Origin of the sequence: Methylorubrum podarium (assembly GCF_040270385.1) — a bacterium.
In the GTDB taxonomy this organism is placed as follows: domain Bacteria; phylum Pseudomonadota; class Alphaproteobacteria; order Rhizobiales; family Beijerinckiaceae; genus Methylobacterium; species Methylobacterium podarium.
Genome location: NZ_JBELQE010000084.1, coordinates 66,819 through 81,684 on the forward strand (window position 1 = coordinate 66,819; position 14,866 = coordinate 81,684).

13 protein-coding genes are annotated in these 14,866 nt (G+C 70.4%); 2 read left to right on the top strand and 11 right to left on the bottom strand.

Annotated elements, in window-relative coordinates; genetic code table 11:
- Nucleotides 1–2 precede the first annotated feature (2 nt).
- The 3 genes from ABS772_RS15295 to ABS772_RS15305 form a co-directional block, all read right to left on the bottom strand.
- Nucleotides 3–2,960: a bifunctional [glutamine synthetase] adenylyltransferase/[glutamine synthetase]-adenylyl-L-tyrosine phosphorylase gene (locus ABS772_RS15295; RefSeq protein WP_350395704.1), complete on the bottom strand. Its 2,958-nt coding sequence runs from the start codon at nucleotides 2,958–2,960 to the stop codon at nucleotides 3–5.
- A gap of 134 nt (nucleotides 2,961–3,094) precedes the next feature.
- Nucleotides 3,095–4,567, bottom strand: a complete 1,473-nt coding sequence (locus ABS772_RS15300; protein WP_350395807.1) for a methyl-accepting chemotaxis protein — start codon at nucleotides 4,565–4,567, stop codon at nucleotides 3,095–3,097.
- Nucleotides 4,568–4,606: 39 nt separating this feature from the next.
- Entirely contained in the window at nucleotides 4,607–4,930 is a 324-nt protein-coding gene (locus ABS772_RS15305) for a hypothetical protein (RefSeq protein ID WP_350395705.1), read from the bottom strand.
- Between the two features lie 395 nt (nucleotides 4,931–5,325).
- On the opposite strand from ABS772_RS15305, the gene ABS772_RS15310 reads away from it, so the two are divergent.
- Nucleotides 5,326–5,541: a hypothetical protein gene (locus ABS772_RS15310; RefSeq protein ID WP_350395706.1), complete on the top strand. Its 216-nt coding sequence runs from the start codon at nucleotides 5,326–5,328 to the stop codon at nucleotides 5,539–5,541.
- 5 nt (nucleotides 5,542–5,546) lie between these two features.
- Here the strand turns inward: ABS772_RS15310 and ABS772_RS15315 are convergent, their stop codons facing one another.
- From ABS772_RS15315 to ABS772_RS15350, 8 genes are all read right to left on the bottom strand, one after another.
- Complete coding sequence (locus ABS772_RS15315; RefSeq protein WP_350395707.1) at nucleotides 5,547–6,974, bottom strand: HAMP domain-containing sensor histidine kinase; 1,428 nt, start codon at nucleotides 6,972–6,974, stop codon at nucleotides 5,547–5,549.
- On the bottom strand, nucleotides 6,971–7,669 hold the full coding sequence (locus ABS772_RS15320) for a response regulator transcription factor (protein WP_238253565.1): 699 nt from the start codon (nucleotides 7,667–7,669) through the stop codon (nucleotides 6,971–6,973). The genes ABS772_RS15315 and ABS772_RS15320 overlap by 4 nt, the downstream gene beginning before the upstream one ends.
- Before the next feature lie 26 nt (nucleotides 7,670–7,695).
- Nucleotides 7,696–8,205: an OsmC family protein gene (locus ABS772_RS15325; protein WP_238253564.1), complete on the bottom strand. Its 510-nt coding sequence runs from the start codon at nucleotides 8,203–8,205 to the stop codon at nucleotides 7,696–7,698.
- Between the two features lie 61 nt (nucleotides 8,206–8,266).
- Nucleotides 8,267–9,046 carry an ABC transporter ATP-binding protein gene (locus ABS772_RS15330; RefSeq protein WP_350395708.1) on the bottom strand — a complete coding sequence of 260 codons (780 nt, stop codon included), beginning with the start codon at nucleotides 9,044–9,046 and terminating at the stop codon, nucleotides 8,267–8,269.
- A 28-nt stretch (nucleotides 9,047–9,074) separates the two neighbouring features.
- The gene (locus tag ABS772_RS15335; RefSeq protein WP_350395709.1) at nucleotides 9,075–9,425 is read right to left on the bottom strand and encodes a HepT-like ribonuclease domain-containing protein; all 351 of its coding nucleotides are present in this window, start codon (nucleotides 9,423–9,425) and stop codon (nucleotides 9,075–9,077) included.
- Nucleotides 9,425–9,688: a nucleotidyltransferase family protein gene (locus ABS772_RS15340; protein ID WP_350395710.1), complete on the bottom strand. Its 264-nt coding sequence runs from the start codon at nucleotides 9,686–9,688 to the stop codon at nucleotides 9,425–9,427. The genes ABS772_RS15335 and ABS772_RS15340 overlap by 1 nt, the downstream gene beginning before the upstream one ends.
- Nucleotides 9,689–9,767: 79 nt before the next feature.
- Nucleotides 9,768–10,613, bottom strand: a complete 846-nt coding sequence (locus ABS772_RS15345; protein WP_350395711.1) for an ABC transporter permease — start codon at nucleotides 10,611–10,613, stop codon at nucleotides 9,768–9,770.
- A 69-nt stretch (nucleotides 10,614–10,682) separates the two neighbouring features.
- Nucleotides 10,683–11,657, bottom strand: a complete 975-nt coding sequence (locus ABS772_RS15350; protein ID WP_350395712.1) for an aliphatic sulfonate ABC transporter substrate-binding protein — start codon at nucleotides 11,655–11,657, stop codon at nucleotides 10,683–10,685.
- Between the two features lie 124 nt (nucleotides 11,658–11,781).
- On the opposite strand from ABS772_RS15350, the gene ABS772_RS15355 reads away from it, so the two are divergent.
- Nucleotides 11,782–14,604 carry a [protein-PII] uridylyltransferase gene (locus ABS772_RS15355; protein ID WP_373875114.1) on the top strand — a complete coding sequence of 941 codons (2,823 nt, stop codon included), beginning with the start codon at nucleotides 11,782–11,784 and terminating at the stop codon, nucleotides 14,602–14,604.
- Nucleotides 14,605–14,866: the final 262 nt, after the last annotated feature.

Here is a 14,866-nt window from a genome sequence, read left to right on the forward strand (position 1 = left end):
CGTCAATCCGGCTCGCCGAGCCGGCGGTCGAAGACCTGGCGCACCCCCCGACGCTCCTCGTCGAGCCGGGCGCTGAGCGCCTTGGCGTCCGGCAGGTTGGCGGCGCGGGCGAGGCGGGCGAGCGCCACGTCGGATGCCTGCGTCGGGTCGCCCTCGACCATCAGGCGCTGCCAGTGGTGCACGTCGTCGAGGAGGCGGTAGGCGTCGACGAGCTGCTCCGCCTCGTCGGCCGGCACGAGCCCGGCCTGCGCCGCCCGCGCGATCACCTCGGGGGCATCGCGCCCGATCAGCTCGGGATGGCCGTGGGCATGGCCGAGCACGAGGGCCTGGGCGAGGAAGTCGAGGTCGAGCAGACCGCCGGGGCTGAGCTTGAGGTCGAGCGGGCCGTGATCGCCCTTCTCGTCCTCGACCGTGGCGCGCATGGTGCGCACGGAGCGGTTCACCGCCTCCGGGTCGCGCGCCTGCATCAGTGCCTCGCGGATCACCGATTGCGCCTCCTCGGCGAGGCTCGCGTCGCCGGCGATGACGCGGGCGCGGGTGAGCGCCATGTGCTCCCACAGCTCGGCCTCGTCCCGCTGGTAGGCGCGGAAGCTGCGGAACTGCGCCGCCGTCGCGCCCTGGCCGCCGCCGGGACGCAGGCGAAGATCCACCTCGTAGAGCAGGCCGCGCCGGGTCGGGGCGGTGAGCGCCGCGACGAGGCGCTGGGTCAGCCGGTTGTAGGCCACCGCTGCATCGAGGGGCTTCGGGCCGGTGCTGGTGCGGTCCTCCGGGTCGAAGTCGTAGAGCACCACGAGATCGAGGTCGGATTCCGCCGTGAGCTGGTGCGAGCCGAGCCGGCCGTAGCCGAGGACGACGATGCGGCCCTTCGGGATCGGGCCATGATCCGCGAAGAAGGTTTTCGACACGGCCTCCAGGGCGGTGGCGACGGCGGCGTCGGCGATCGCCGAGAAGGCGCAGCCCGCCGCCTGCGGCGTCAGGATGCCTGAGAGAAGCCGCGCGCCAGTGAGGAAGCGGAGTTGCCGGGCCGCGTCGCGGCTGCGGTCGAGGAACGCTTCGTGGCTGTCGGGCTGGCCGAGGAGGGCGCGGTAATGCGCGGCAATCGCCGACGCATCCACCGTCGGATCGCCGAATTCGGGATCGATCACCGCGTCCAGCACGTGCGGCGAGAAGGCGACGGTTCCCGCCAGGCGCGGGGCGCTGCCGAGCAGGTCGGCGAAGAGCAGCCGCAGGCGCTCGTGCTCGCGCAGGATGGTCAGGAGCTCCACCGCCGCCGGCATGCGGCCGAAGGCGCGGTCGAGGTTGGCGAGCGCGGCGTCCGGATCGGGCGTGCCCGCGAGCGCCTTGAGCAGGGCGGGGACGAGTTCGGTCAGCACCTCGCGGGCGCGCGGGCTGCGCACGGCCGCGCGGCGTCCGAAATGCCAGCCGCGGACGGTGTCGGTGACCCGCTCCGGGTCGCGAAAGCCGAGGCTGCGCAGGGTGGCGAGCGTCGCCGGGTCGTCGGCGGCACCGCTGAAGACGAGATCGCCCACATCGGAGGAGAGGTCGGGCCCGGCCTCGAACAGCAGCGCGTAATGCGCCTGCACCCGGCGGGCATGGGCGAGCAGGGCCGCCTCGAAGCCGGCGAGGTCGGGATAGCCGGCGAAACGCGCGAAGGCTTCGAGCTCGGTCCGATCAGTCGGCAGGCGCTGGGTCTGCTCGTCGCGCACCATCTGCAGGCGGTGCTCGACCGTGCGCAGGAAGGCGTAGGCGTCCGCGAGTTCGTCCCGCGCTTGCGCCGAGATCCAGCCGTCCTCGTGCAGGCTTCCCAGCATCGGCACAGTGGAGCGCCCGCGCAGCATCGGCCGACGGCCGCCGAAGACGAGCTGCTGGGTCTGGACGAAGAACTCGATCTCGCGGATGCCGCCGCGGCCGAGCTTGATGTCGTGGCCGGCGACCGCCAGCGCCTCGTGGCCGCGCACGGCATGGATCTGCCGCTTCATGGCGTGGACGTCGGCGATCGCCGCGAAATCGAAGTACTTACGCCAGACGAATGGGGTGAGGTCGGCCAGGAACCGCTCGCCGACGGGAATGTCGCCGGCGATGGCGCGGGCCTTGATGAAGGCCGCCCGCTCCCAGTTCTGCCCCATGGTCTCGTAATAGACGTAGGCCGAGGCGAGGCTCATGGCGGTCGGCGTCGAGCCAGGGTCGGGGCGCAGGCGGTAATCGACGCGGTGGACGTAGCCGTCGCGGGTGCGCTCCTGCAGCAGCTTCGAGACGCCCTGCGCCAGCTTGGTGAAGAACGGCGTCGGCTCCAGCCCCTCCTTGAGCGAAGCGGCCTCGGGATCGAAGAAGACGATCAGGTCGATGTCGCTCGAATAATTAAGCTCGCGCCCGCCGAGCTTGCCCAATCCGAGCACGACGAGGCCCGAGCCGACCTGCGGATCGTTCCGATCTTTGGGCAGGAAGCGCCCGGAGGCGGCAGCCTGGAGCAGCATCGCATCGACGGCCGCCGAGACGGAGGCGTCGGCGAAGTCGGAAAGCGCGGCGGTCACCCGCTCCAGGGGCCAGATGCCGCCGATATCGGCGAGCGCCACCAAGAGCGCGTGTTCGGCCCGGTTCCGGCGCAGGGTCTTGCCGATCGCGTCGAGATCGGGCGCCGCGCCCTCCCCCGCCCGGCCGGCGGCGCGCTGCGCCGCGACGAGCCGGGCGTCGGCGGCCTCCGGTGCCTCGTCGAAGAGGCGGGCGAGGCGGGCGGGATCGCGCGCGGCGAGCGACCAGAGGAAGGTCGAGTGGTCGGCGAGCGCCGCCAGAATGTCGCTGGCAGGACCCTCGCGCATCGGCGCGGGGAGCGCGTCGGCGATCTCGCCGAAGCGGGCTCGTGCCGTTTCGGGGTTCGAGAGCGGCGGCGCTTGCCCCAACCGAGCGATCAGGGCGGACGTGCCGTCGTCGCGGGCGGAAGACCCGTCGTTTCGCCTGCCCATGCCGTGCCTTCTCGCTTCGAGGCGCCCGCGTCGCCGCCGGAACGCGCGTTTTGCCCATCAAACGCGCAATCGCCCGTCTGCCAAGGGCGTTTCGGACGGAACGGGGCGGAAGCGGCGAGACGGAGCTCCCGCGTTCAGGCGGCGCGAAGCGTGCCGACAAAGTCGCGGACGGTCGCGGCGAGCGCGTCGCACTCGCCGGCCAGGCGTTCGGAGGCGTCGAGACCGGCCGCGGCGGCGGTGCCGGTGAGATCAGCGGAACGGGCGAGACCGTCGAGGTTGTCGGAGACGGCCCCGGTCCGCAGGGCCGCCCGTTCGGCGCTGTCGGCGATGGCGGCGGTGGACGCCCCCTGCCCTTCTACGGCCGCGGCAACCGAGCGGGTGATGCTGCCGAGTTCCTCGATCGTTCCGCCGATCCGGCCGATGGCGGCGACCGCCTGCCCCGTCTGATCCTGGATCGCGAGGATCTGCGCCTCGATCTCCTGCGTCGCGCGGGCGGTGCGGGTCGCGAGCGCCTTCACTTCGCCCGCCACGACACCGAACCCGCGTCCGACGGCGCCGGCGCGCGACGCCTCGATCGTCGCGTTGAGGGCGAGCAGATTGGTCTGCTCGGCGATGGTGCCGATGAGCAGCACGATCTGATTGATGCGCTGGGCCGCCTCGGCCAGGGCGCGCACGGTCTCGTCGGTCTGCCCCGCCTCCTGGGTCGCCCGGCCCGCCACCTCGGCGGCGCGGGCCATGTGGCTTCCGATCTCCCGCACGGTGGCCGAGAGCGTGCCGGCCGCCGCCGCCACGCCCTGCACGTCGGCGGCGGTCTCCTGCGAGGCGGCGGACAGGGCCGCCGTGCGACGGGCGGCGTCGCCCGCGGCGGCGGAGAGATCCTGCGAGGCTTGCCGCACCCGGTTGGCGGACTCGGCGGCCTCTCGGACGAGGCCGTTCACGCTGCTCTCGAACCGCTCGGCCATCTCGTCGGCGGTGCGGCGGCGGGCGGCGCGCAGCTCCGCTTCGGCCGCGCTCTGACGCGCATGGGCCTCGCTCTCCGCGGCGCGTGCGGCCTCGGCCTCCGCGAGCGAGCGGGCCGAGACCGAGAACAAGGAGGCGAGTTGCAGGCTGAGCCAGGCGAGGACGGCCGTCTCCAGCACGACGATGACGGCATGCAGCATTACCCGGCCGAGGTCGGCTCCGTCCGGATAGACCGCCGCCGGCAGCATCAGGTTCAGGCCGAGATGGTGGAGCGCGGTCGCGCCGGCGGCGGCGACCAGCACCCGCCAGTCGCAATAGGCGGAGAGCACCGCCAGGGCGGCGAAGAAGTACATGTGCAGGTCGAGCTGCCAACGATGGCCGGCCGCGGCATCCAGCAACAGCGCCACCATGCCGATCACCGCCACCGCGACGGTCAGACGCGTCGCGAGCCCGTCGCCGTTGATCCGCCACGCGGCGGTCGCTGCCGCGGCAAGACCGAACGCCATCAGCCCCTGCACCCAGACGGCGTTGCCGAGATACGCCGCGACGGCGACGTTGAGCGGGACATGCAGCCAGAGCAGGGCGACGAGGCCGCGGCTCACGGCACGGCGCAGGCTGTCGAGATCGCGCGGACGGGAGACGGTCATGGTCGTCACTTTCAAGTCGTGGCTCTCGGGTCGTCGGTCTCAGGAACGCTCGTCTTCGAGGCGCCGCCCTTCGGGGCGCCGGGCTCGGGCAGGCGTGCAGAGGCCGACCCCGCGGGGATCGAACAGAAAGAGGGCGCCGCCCGCTCGCAGGCGCTCGACGAAGCCGGGGGCGGACGATCGGGTCACGACGAGCCCCGGCAGCCGACCGAGCGTCAAAACGGCTCCGCCGGCGGTCGCGGCCGCGCCGAGGCTGCGAGCCGAATCCCACCAGGGGGGAAACAATGCCGCGACCGGCTGACCCCGCTCGGCGACCGGATTTCCGAGCCATGCGGCACCGAGCAGGCTCAACATCAGGACGGCCATGGGCGGCAGCCAAACTCGCGCGGGGAAGAGAGCCGAAGATTGAGCCTGGATCCTCTCACCCGACATCGATTCAACGCCGCGATCCATCCTCGGACAAGCCATGCCCATCCGATAACTGCTCTATGTTAAGTCTGAGTTACGACGACAAGTAGCATGATGCAGGGCCGACCATGACGTTGCGCCACTCGCGAGGTCCGGCGTGCAAGGATTGATCGGGGGCCTGATCGCCCCATTACGCCATGTCTTAACCGAACTTTTTCGGCTCGGTCGTCATCCTGTCCCGAGGGACCGGAAGCAGTCCGGCCGATCACCGGTTGTCCCCCGGCGTGCCGGCGCGTCATGGTCTCGTGCTATCTCCGGCGAACGATGCGGCGACCCGGGACGAAAGCGAGTCGATGAGCAGCACCAACCTGATTTCCTTCGCCGAGGCCGCCATCTTCACGGCCGGTTGCGCGCTGATCGCGAGCCGTCGGTTCGACCCACAGCGGCTCGGGGCAGCGCTGGGGCTTGCGACGGTCACATTAGCGGTCGTGCTGGCGGTTCTGGCTCTGCCCGGCAGCCCGTTGACGACGCTCGCCAACCCCGACGGCGTCCGCAACTTCCTGAACTGAGCCCGCTAAGACGCGCCGGCCGGCAGGCTCAGGGTGACGGCGAGCCCCGGCCGGTTGTCGGCGAGCTCGAGGCGGCCGCCGTGCAGCCGGGCGACGGCGTTGACGAGGCTGAGACCCAGGCCGAAGCCGGGGCGCGAGCGGGCGGCGTCGAGACGCACGAAGCGGTCGAGGACGCGCCCGCGCTCGCCTTCCGGAATGCCGGGACCGCGATCCGCGACGGTGAGCCGGATCATGTCGCCGGTGCGCCCCGCGGCGACCGTGATCTCCTGCGGATCGGATGCGGCGGACCGGGCGCCGTACTTGATGGCGTTGTCGATGAGGTTGGCGATGGCCTGGCCCACCAGTTCGCGGTTCCCGTCGAGGATCAGATCCGGCTCGGCCTGGACGCTCAGGCTCAGGCCCCTGTCCTCGGCGAGCGGCTCGTAGAGTTCGACCACCTCCCGCGCCACCTCTCCGGCATCGAAGCGGCGGACGCTGTCCGGCGCGTTGCCGGCCTCCAGGCGGGCGATGGTGAGCAGCGCGTTGAACACGCGGATCAGCCCGTCGCTGTCCTCGATCACCCCTTCGATCGCCGCGCGCAGGGCCTCCGGCGTCTCGGCACTGCGCAGGGCCTCGTCGGCCCGGTTGCGCAGGCGCGTGAGCGGCGTCTTGAGATCGTGGGCGATGTTGTCGGAGACCTCCTTCATGCCGCGCATCAGCTCGCCGATGCGTTCCAGCATCAGGTTGAGGTTCTGCGCGAGGCGGTCGAGCTCGTCCCCGGTGCCGGCGACCCGCAAGCGCCCGTCGAGATCGCCCGCCATGATGGTGCGGGTCGTCTCGGTCATGTCGTCCACGCGCTTCAGGACGCGGCTCGCCACGAACCAGCCGCCGAGAACGCCGAGCACCACCACCAGTGCCAGCGAGGAGCCGAAGGTGTTGCCGATCGCCGCGCGCAGGCGGTCGCGCTCCTCGGTGTCGCGACCGACGAGGAGGCGGAAGCCGCCGGCGAGGTTGAAGACGCGCATGATCGCGCGGTGCTCGCCCTGGTCCGATTCGGAGCCGCGCCCGTAATAGCCCTCGTACTGTCCGGGCCGGGCCAGGATGTCGGGCGACACGCGGCTGACATTGCCGACGATGTGCTCGCCGGCCGGCGTGGTGACGAGGTAGAGCGAGGCCCCCGGCTCCTTGGCTCGCCGCTCCACCACCGCGATGATGCGGCGCAGCCCCCCCGCGGTGTACTGCTCCGATAGCCCGTTGATCTCGGCATCGATGGTCGAGACGATCTGGTCGTCGAGCACCCGCCGCGCGTTCCAGGCGACGTAGCCGAGCCCGAGCGAGGCCAGCACCGCGAACAGCACGAGATAGGCGAGCGAGAGCTTGAACGCCGTCGTGCGGAAGATCTTTCCGAGACGCGCGAGGAGCCCGTCCTGCGGCGGCGGCGCGGCGGGGCTCACGAGGGCTGCGGCTCGTCCGGCCGGACTACGTAGCCCGCACCGCGCACCGTGTGGATCATCGGGCGGTCGAAGCCGCGGTCGATCTTCGCGCGCAGGCGCGAGACGTGGACGTCGATGACGTTGGTCTGCGGATCGAAGTGGTAGTCCCAGACATGCTCCAGCAGCATCGTCCGGGTCACGACCTGGCCGGCATGACGCATGAGGTATTCGAGCAGCCGGAACTCGCGCGGCTGCAGCACGATCTCGCGGCCCGCCCGCGTCACCCGGTGCGAGAGCCGGTCGAGTTCGAGGTCGCCGACCCGGTAGGCCGTGGCCTCGCCGGGGCCGGCCGCGGCCGCGCGGCGGCGGGCCAGCACCTCGGTGCGGGCAAGAAGCTCGGAGAAGGCGTAGGGCTTGGGCAGGTAGTCGTCGCCGCCCGCCCGCAGGCCCTTCACCCGGTCGTCCACCTGGCCGAGTGCCGACAGGATCAGGACCGGCGTGGCGATCGCCTGCTCGCGTAAGGAACGCACCAGCGAGAGCCCGTCGAGCTTCGGCAGCATGCGATCGACGATCAGCACGTCGTAATCGCCCTCGCGGGCGAGCGCGTAGCCGTCGAGGCCGTCGCCGGCATGGTCCACGGCGTGCCCGGCTTCCCGGAACGCTTTGACCAGATAGGCGGCGGCCTCGCGGTCGTCCTCGATGATGAGCAGGCGCATGACGCGCGATAGATAAGCTTCGCGCCTCAGGAGCGCGAGGCGTTCACCGACAATTCCGGCTTGTGGTTGAGGGTCTGGAACACCACGCAGTAGCGCTCGGTGAGCTTCAGGAGCTGGTCAAGCTTCTCCTGGGGCGCGTCAGTGTCGAGGTCGAAGGTCAGGCGGATCGCGCGGAAGCCCACCGGCGCCTCCTTGTCGACGCCGAGCGTGCCGCGGAAGTCGAGGTCGCCCTCGGCGCTGACCGTGCCGGCCTTGAGCGGAATCTCGAGGGCGGTGGCCACCGCCTTCACGGTCACGCCCGCGCAGGCGACGAGAGCTTCGAGCAGCATGTCGCCGGAGCAGAGTTCGGCGCCCGAGCCGCCGGTGGCGGGGTGCAGGCCGGCGACCGCCAGCGCGCGGCCGGTCTCGACCTTGCAGGCGATGCTGGTGTCGTCGAGCGCACCCTTCGCCTTCAGGGTGATGACGGCGGAATCCGGCGTCTCGCGGTACTTGTTCTTCAGCGGCGCCTGGAGAGCGCGCAGGGCGTTGGCGTCCATGGAGTTCCTCCGTTTCTTCTGACCGGGCCGGGCTTAGCGGCTTTCCCACCCCCGCGACACCTCAGAACGAGCTGCCGCCGGCCAGTGCCGGCGCATGGGAGGCATCGCGCGGGCGCAGGGAATGGTCGAGGGCCGAGAGGATCGTGCGCGTGGCCGCCTCGCTCGTCGGCGCGGCCGGATCGCGCGGCCTCCGCATCGGCAGGGCCACCGTGTCGTCGAGGCGGCCGGGACGCGGGCGCATGACGATGGCGCGGTCGGCGAGCGCCACCGCCTCGGCGACGTCGTGGGTGACGATCAGCACCGTCGGCCGCACCTCCTCCCACAGGGCCAGGAGATGGCGGTGGAGATCCTTGCGGGTGAAGGCATCGAGCGCCGAGAACGGCTCGTCGAGAAGGAGGACGCGCGGGTTGGCCACGAAGGCGCGGGCGATCGAGACGCGCTGCTGCTGCCCGCCCGACAATTCGCGGGGCCAGCGCCCGGCATGCTCGGCGAGGCCGACCCGTTCCAGGGCGTGGGCGACGCGGTCCCTCCGCTCTCGCCGCGTCAGGTGATCGATGCCGAAGCCGACATTGCCGGCGACATCGAGCCAGGGCAGCAGGCGCGGCTCCTGGAACACGAGGCCGACGCCGGGATGAGGCCCGGTGATCGGCTCGCCGTCCAGCGCGATCCGGCCGGCGCTCGGCCGGTCGAGCCCGGCGATGAGGCGCAGGAGCGTGGTCTTCCCGCAGCCCGAACCGCCGATCAGCGCGACGATCTCGGCATTCGGCACGTCGAGACCGATGCCGTCGAGGGCGCGGGTGCCGTTGGCGTAGGTCTTGGAGAGGTTCTGGATGCTCAGCATGGTCGCGGCAGAAATCGTACCGGAAAGATCAAGCGTCGAACTCGGCGAGCATGCGCTCGATCACGGGGCGGAGGACCGGCAGATAGACGGAGGCGATCTCCCACATGTCACGAGACCGGATCCGGTAATACTCGTGCCGCAAGAGATTGCCGATCCGAATGATCGGCTGCCAATGCACGTCGGCATGCCTCTCGCGGAGTTCGGCCGGGAGTTCCTTGGCCGCCTCCGAGATGATCTGGACGGCCCGCTCGACGGCCCGTTCGTAGAGGAAGTTGCCCTGGATCTCCTCGAACGACCGTCCCCGCGTCGCCGCGAGGATGCCGTCGATCTGTTCGAGGATATGTTGGAGCCGCACCTCGGGCAGCTTGGCGGAATCCATCAGAAGATCCGGATCGCCTGTCGCTCGATGTAGGGGCGGAAGACCGGGACCAGGCCGTCGCGCGTCGAGTAGCCGACCGGGATGCCGGGGAAGGCGCGCTCGACCACGGCGTAGGATTCATCGAAGGCGGTGAGCCCGAAGCTGTCCTCGTCGGCCGGGTCGATGAAGAGATCGAGGTCGGAATCGGGCCGCGCCTCGTCCCGCGCCCGCGATCCGAACAGGAACAGGGCCGCGACCCCGTGCGCGCGGAGATCGTCTTCCACGGAGCGCAGCCGACAGATCACGTCATCGCGGGTCATGGCGATACCTTACCGAAGGCGGTCCAGCCCGTCATCCGTCGCCTCACAGCGTCTCCCGCGCCGTATCCTGCCAGCGCACCAGCGGATTGGTGAGCGCGACGAGCCCCGCATCGGCCGCCTTGCCGACGACGGCGAAGCTGATGATCGCGGCCAGGATCTGGTCGGGCTTGCTGAATTGCTGGCCGTCGAGGAGCAGGTAGCCGAGCCCTTCCGACGCGCCCATCAGCTCGGCGGCCACCACGAACAGGAAGCCTAGGCCGAGCCCGGTGCGCAGTGCCGTCAGCGTCGCCGGCAGCACGGCCGGCAGGAGGATGCGCCGGGCGAGCGCCGCCTTCGAGAGGCGGAAGATGCGGCCGACCTCCACCAGCTTTCGATCGACCGAGGCGATGGCGCCGGCAACCCCGATATAGACGGGGAAGAACACGCCGACCGCGATCAGCGCCACCTTCGGCGTCTCGAGGATGCCGAACCAGAGGATGAACAGCGGAACCCAGGCAAGCGACGGCACGGCGCGCAGGGCCTGAAGGCTCGGATCGACCAGCCAGCGCAGGGGCGGCAGCGTCGCGGTGAGCGCGCCCGCGAGGATGCCGGCACTCGCGCCGAAGGCGAAGCCGAGGCCGACGCGGATCAGGGTCGCCTCGACATGCATCCAGAGTTCGCCGGAGGCCGCGAGCGTCCAGAGCGCGGCCCCGATCCGGCTCGGCGGTGGAAGCAGGCGCCCGGACGAGAGCCCCGTCGCGACCGCAACCTCCCAGCCGAGCGCGAGGAGGAGCGGCAGCAGCAGGCCGAGCGCCAGCCGCGCGCCGCCGCCGAGGACGGCGGAGCGCCGGGAAGGGGCGGACGAAACGGGCTGCTCCTCCTCGGAGGACAGGATCGCCGGAGCACTCATACCACTCTCGTACCGGTCTCTCGGCTCACCGGAACCGCGGCCCGGCGGAGCCGTGCGGCCGCACCGGCATCAGCGGGTCGGGGCCGGATTGAACTGCGGATCGATCAGCCCGTCCACCGCCGCCGCCACGTCGGTGGAGGCGGGGATGACACCGGCCTGCTGCAGGGCGAGGCCGGCGGCGCGGATGCTGTCGGCCTGGGCCGGACCGAGTGCGGGCTGGCTCAGGTCCGTGCGCTCGATCTGCTTGGCGATCACCGCCTCCGGCAGCTTGGTGGCGGCGACGAGCGCGCTCTTCAGGGCGTCGGGGTTGGCCAGCGCGTAGGCGCGGGCCTGCTCGTAGGCCGCGATGACGACCTTCACGAGTTCGGGATGCGCCTTGGCAAAATCCTCGCGCACGTCGAGCACGCCCCAGGTGTTGGCGCTCGGATCGCGGTGGAACAGCACGCCGCCGCTCTCGATCTCGGCGGCGGCCATCATCGGGTCGAGGCCGGCCCAGGCATCGACGTCGCCGCGGTCGAGCGCCGTGCGGCCGTCGGCGTGCTGCAGCAGGACGAGCTTGGCGTCCTTCTCGGTCAGTCCGGCGCTCTGGAGCGCGCGGATCAGGAAGATGTGCGGATCGGTGCCCCGGGTCACCGCGATGCGCTTGCCCTTGAGGTCGGCGGGCTTGGTGATCCCGGTCTCCTTGCGCGTGACGAGCGCGGTCCATTCCGGCCGCGAATAGGCGTAGACGACCTTGACCGGGTTGCCGTTGATGCGTGCCAGGAGCGCCGCCGCGCCGGCCGACGAACCGAAATCGATGGCGCTGCCGTTCAGGAATTCCAGCGCCTTGTTGGAGCCGAGCGACTGGACCCAGCGCACCTTGATGCCGCGGGCCTTCAGCGCCTCTTCGAGAAAGCCCTTCTCCTTCAGGACGAGGCTGACCGGATTGTAGGTCGCCCAGTCGAGCCGGATCTCCGAGACGTCGGCGGCCCGCAGCTCCGAGCCGGCCGCGAGGAGGCCGAGCAATCCGGCACAGGCGGACAGGACGGTGCGGCGTCGGATCATGCGGCTGTCTCCCTCGTCGGTCCGGCTTGATGCGCGGATCCGAACGATGGCTAGAACAGTGACGTTCGTTTCGTCAAACGAAAAATTCGCAGAACAGAACGAGTGGGTTGCACGCAACCGACCGATGCCGATCCTGGCTTTACATGCTAACGGAACGGCCATGTTCGACCCCGTTCCCGTCCTGGACAAGATCGTCGCCTCGCTCGACCGCGACGCCCGCGAACCGACCAAGCTGCGAGGCCTGCTCGTCCCCGAACTCCGCAAGGTGATCGAGACCGGCCATCGGGAGGCCGAGCGCCTTCTGATGAAGGAACGGGACGGGATCGCCTGCGCGCAGCGGCTGAGCCGGCTCACCGACGCGGTGGTGCGGGCGATCTACGACGCCGTGGTCTGGCGCCTCTACCCGAACGACAATCCGTCCACCGGCGAACAGCTCGCGGTGGTCGCCACCGGCGGCTACGGGCGCGGGACGATGGCGCCCGGCTCGGACATCGATCTCCTGTTCCTGCTCCCCTACAAGCAGACGGCGTGGTCCGAGAGCGTCGTCGAGGCGATGCTCTACGTGCTGTGGGACCTGAAGCTGAAGGTGGGCCACGCCACGCGCTCGGTCGAGGAATGCCTGCGCGAGGGCCGCGCGGACATGACGATCCGCACCGCTCTGCTCGAATCCCGCTTCCTCTTCGGCTCCCGCCATCTCTTCGAGGAGTTGGTGACGCGCTTCGATACGGAACTCGTGATCGGCTCGGCGTCAGAGTTCGTGGACGCCAAGCTGCGGGAGCGCGACGCCCGCGTCGCCAAGGCGGGGGCCTCGCGCTACCTCGTCGAGCCCAACGTCAAGGACGGCAAGGGCGGCCTGCGCGACCTCAACACCCTGTTCTGGATCGCCAAATACACTTACCGGGTGCGCGATCAGGTCGAGCTGATCCATGCCGGCCTGTTCACGCCCGACGAGTACAAGCTGTTCGAGCGCTGCGAGGAGTTTTTGTGGCGGGTGCGCTGCCACATCCACTTCGTCACCGGCCGGGCCGAGGAGCGGCTGTCCTTCGGGCTTCAGCCCAAGATCGCCGAGCGGCTCGGCTTCGGCGCCCGCGGCGGGCTGTCGGGCGTCGAGCGCTTCATGAAGGCCTACTTCCTCATCGCCAAGGATGTCGGCGACCTCACCGCCATCGTCTGCGCCGAGCTCGAAGCGCGCCACGCCAAGCGCACGCCGGTGCTCGACCGCTGGATCGGGCGCTTCCGCGACCGCTTCCGCGCCACCTCGATCGAGGCGGAGGATTTCTGGATCGACAACGGCCGGGTCAACATCCGCGGCGAGGACGCGTTCGAGCGCGATCCGGTCAACCTGATCCGCCTGTTCTGGCTCGCCGACCGGCACAACCTGCCGATCCATCCGGATGCGGCGCGGCTCGCCAGCCGCTCGCTCCGGCTGATCACCCACGCGGTGCGCGTCGACCCGGAGGCCAACCGGCTCTTCCTCGACATGCTGACCTCGAAGAACGCGCCGGAGACGATCCTGCGGTCGATGAACGAGGCGGGCGTGCTCGGCCGGTTCATCCCGGAATTCGGGCGCATCGTCGCGATGATGCAGTTCAACATGTACCACCACTACACGGTGGACGAGCACCTGCTGCGCTCGATCGGCGTGCTCGCGGCGATCGATTCCGGCCGGGTGCGCGAGGAGCACCCGCTGGCCTCGCGCCTCATCGACACGATCCACAACCGCCGCGCCCTCTACGTCGCGATCCTGCTGCACGACATCGCCAAGGGGCGGCCGGAGGATCACTCGATCGCCGGCGCGGCCATCGCCCGCAAGCTCGGCCCGCGCTTCGGGCTGAGCCAGGCCGAGACCGAGACGGTGTCCTGGCTCGTCGAGCACCACCTGCTCATGTCGATGACGGCGCAGAGCCGCGACCTCTCCGACCACCGGACGATCGAGAAATTCGCGAGCGAGGTGCAGAGCCTGGAGCGGCTGAAGCTTCTCGCGATCCTCACCGTCGCCGACATCAAGGCGGTCGGCCCCGGCGTGTGGACCGCCTGGAAGGGCACTTTGCTGCGCACCCTCTACGACGAGACCGAGGTGGTGCTCTCCGGCGGCCATTCGGAGATCGCCCGCACCGACCGGGTGCGGCTGATCCAGATGGCGCTGCGCGAGCAGCTCTCGGACTGGCACACCGACACCTTCGACGCCTACGCCGCGCGCCACAATCAGGCCTACTGGCTCAAGGTGGACACCACGCGCCACTACAAGAACGCCCGCTTCCTGCGCACGGTGATGGAGGAGGGCCGCACCAGCGCCACCACCTACGAGACCGATCCGGTCCGCGGCGTGACCGAGCTGACGGTCTACTCGCCGGACCACCCGCGCCTGCTCGCCATCATCACCGGCGCCTGCGCGACGACCGGCGGCAACATCGTCGACGCGCAGATCTTCACCACGACCGACGGCTTCGCCCTCGACTCGATCTTCATCTCCCGCGCCTTCGAGCGGGACGAGGACGAGCTGCGCCGCGCCGGCCGCATCGCCACGGCGATCGAGCGCGCGCTCAAGGGCGAGATCAAGATCGCCGAACTCGTCGCCGACAAGCACCCGAAGCAGCCGCCCAAGACCTTCCTCGTGCCGCCGGACGTGTCGATCGACAACGCCCTGTCGAGCCGCGAGACCGTGGTGGAGATCACCGGCCTCGACCGGCCGGGCCTGCTCTACGAGCTGACCACCGCGCTCAATCGCCTGAGCCTCAACATCACCTCGGCACATGTGGCGACCTTCGGCGAGCGGGCGGTGGACGTCTTCTACGTGACCGACCTCACCGGCACCCGCGTGGTGCAGCCCGACCGGCTCGCAATGATCCGCGCCGCGGTGATGGAGGTGTTCGCCAGCGACGTCGCCGCGCTCCGCGCCGAGGGGCTCGACGCGCTGGTCGATTCGCCGCCGCCGCGGGAGTTGTAGGCGATGGCCCAGGGCGATCGCTCGAAGCCGTGTGAGCGGCTTCGCGGCGCGAAGAGCGCCGCGCGGAGCGGGCCTCGGCTTTGCCGAGGCGTCGAGCGGAGCGAAAGCCTAAGCCCGCGGAGGCGGGCGCCGGCGACTGAGGCCAACAAAGAACCAGGGTGATCGCTTTCGAGCGATTGCCCTGTCGTTTGGCTCGCTCTCGCTTGATTTCGCGGTTTGCCCGAATGATATCAGCCGCATCCCGGAACACTTCGAGACCTGA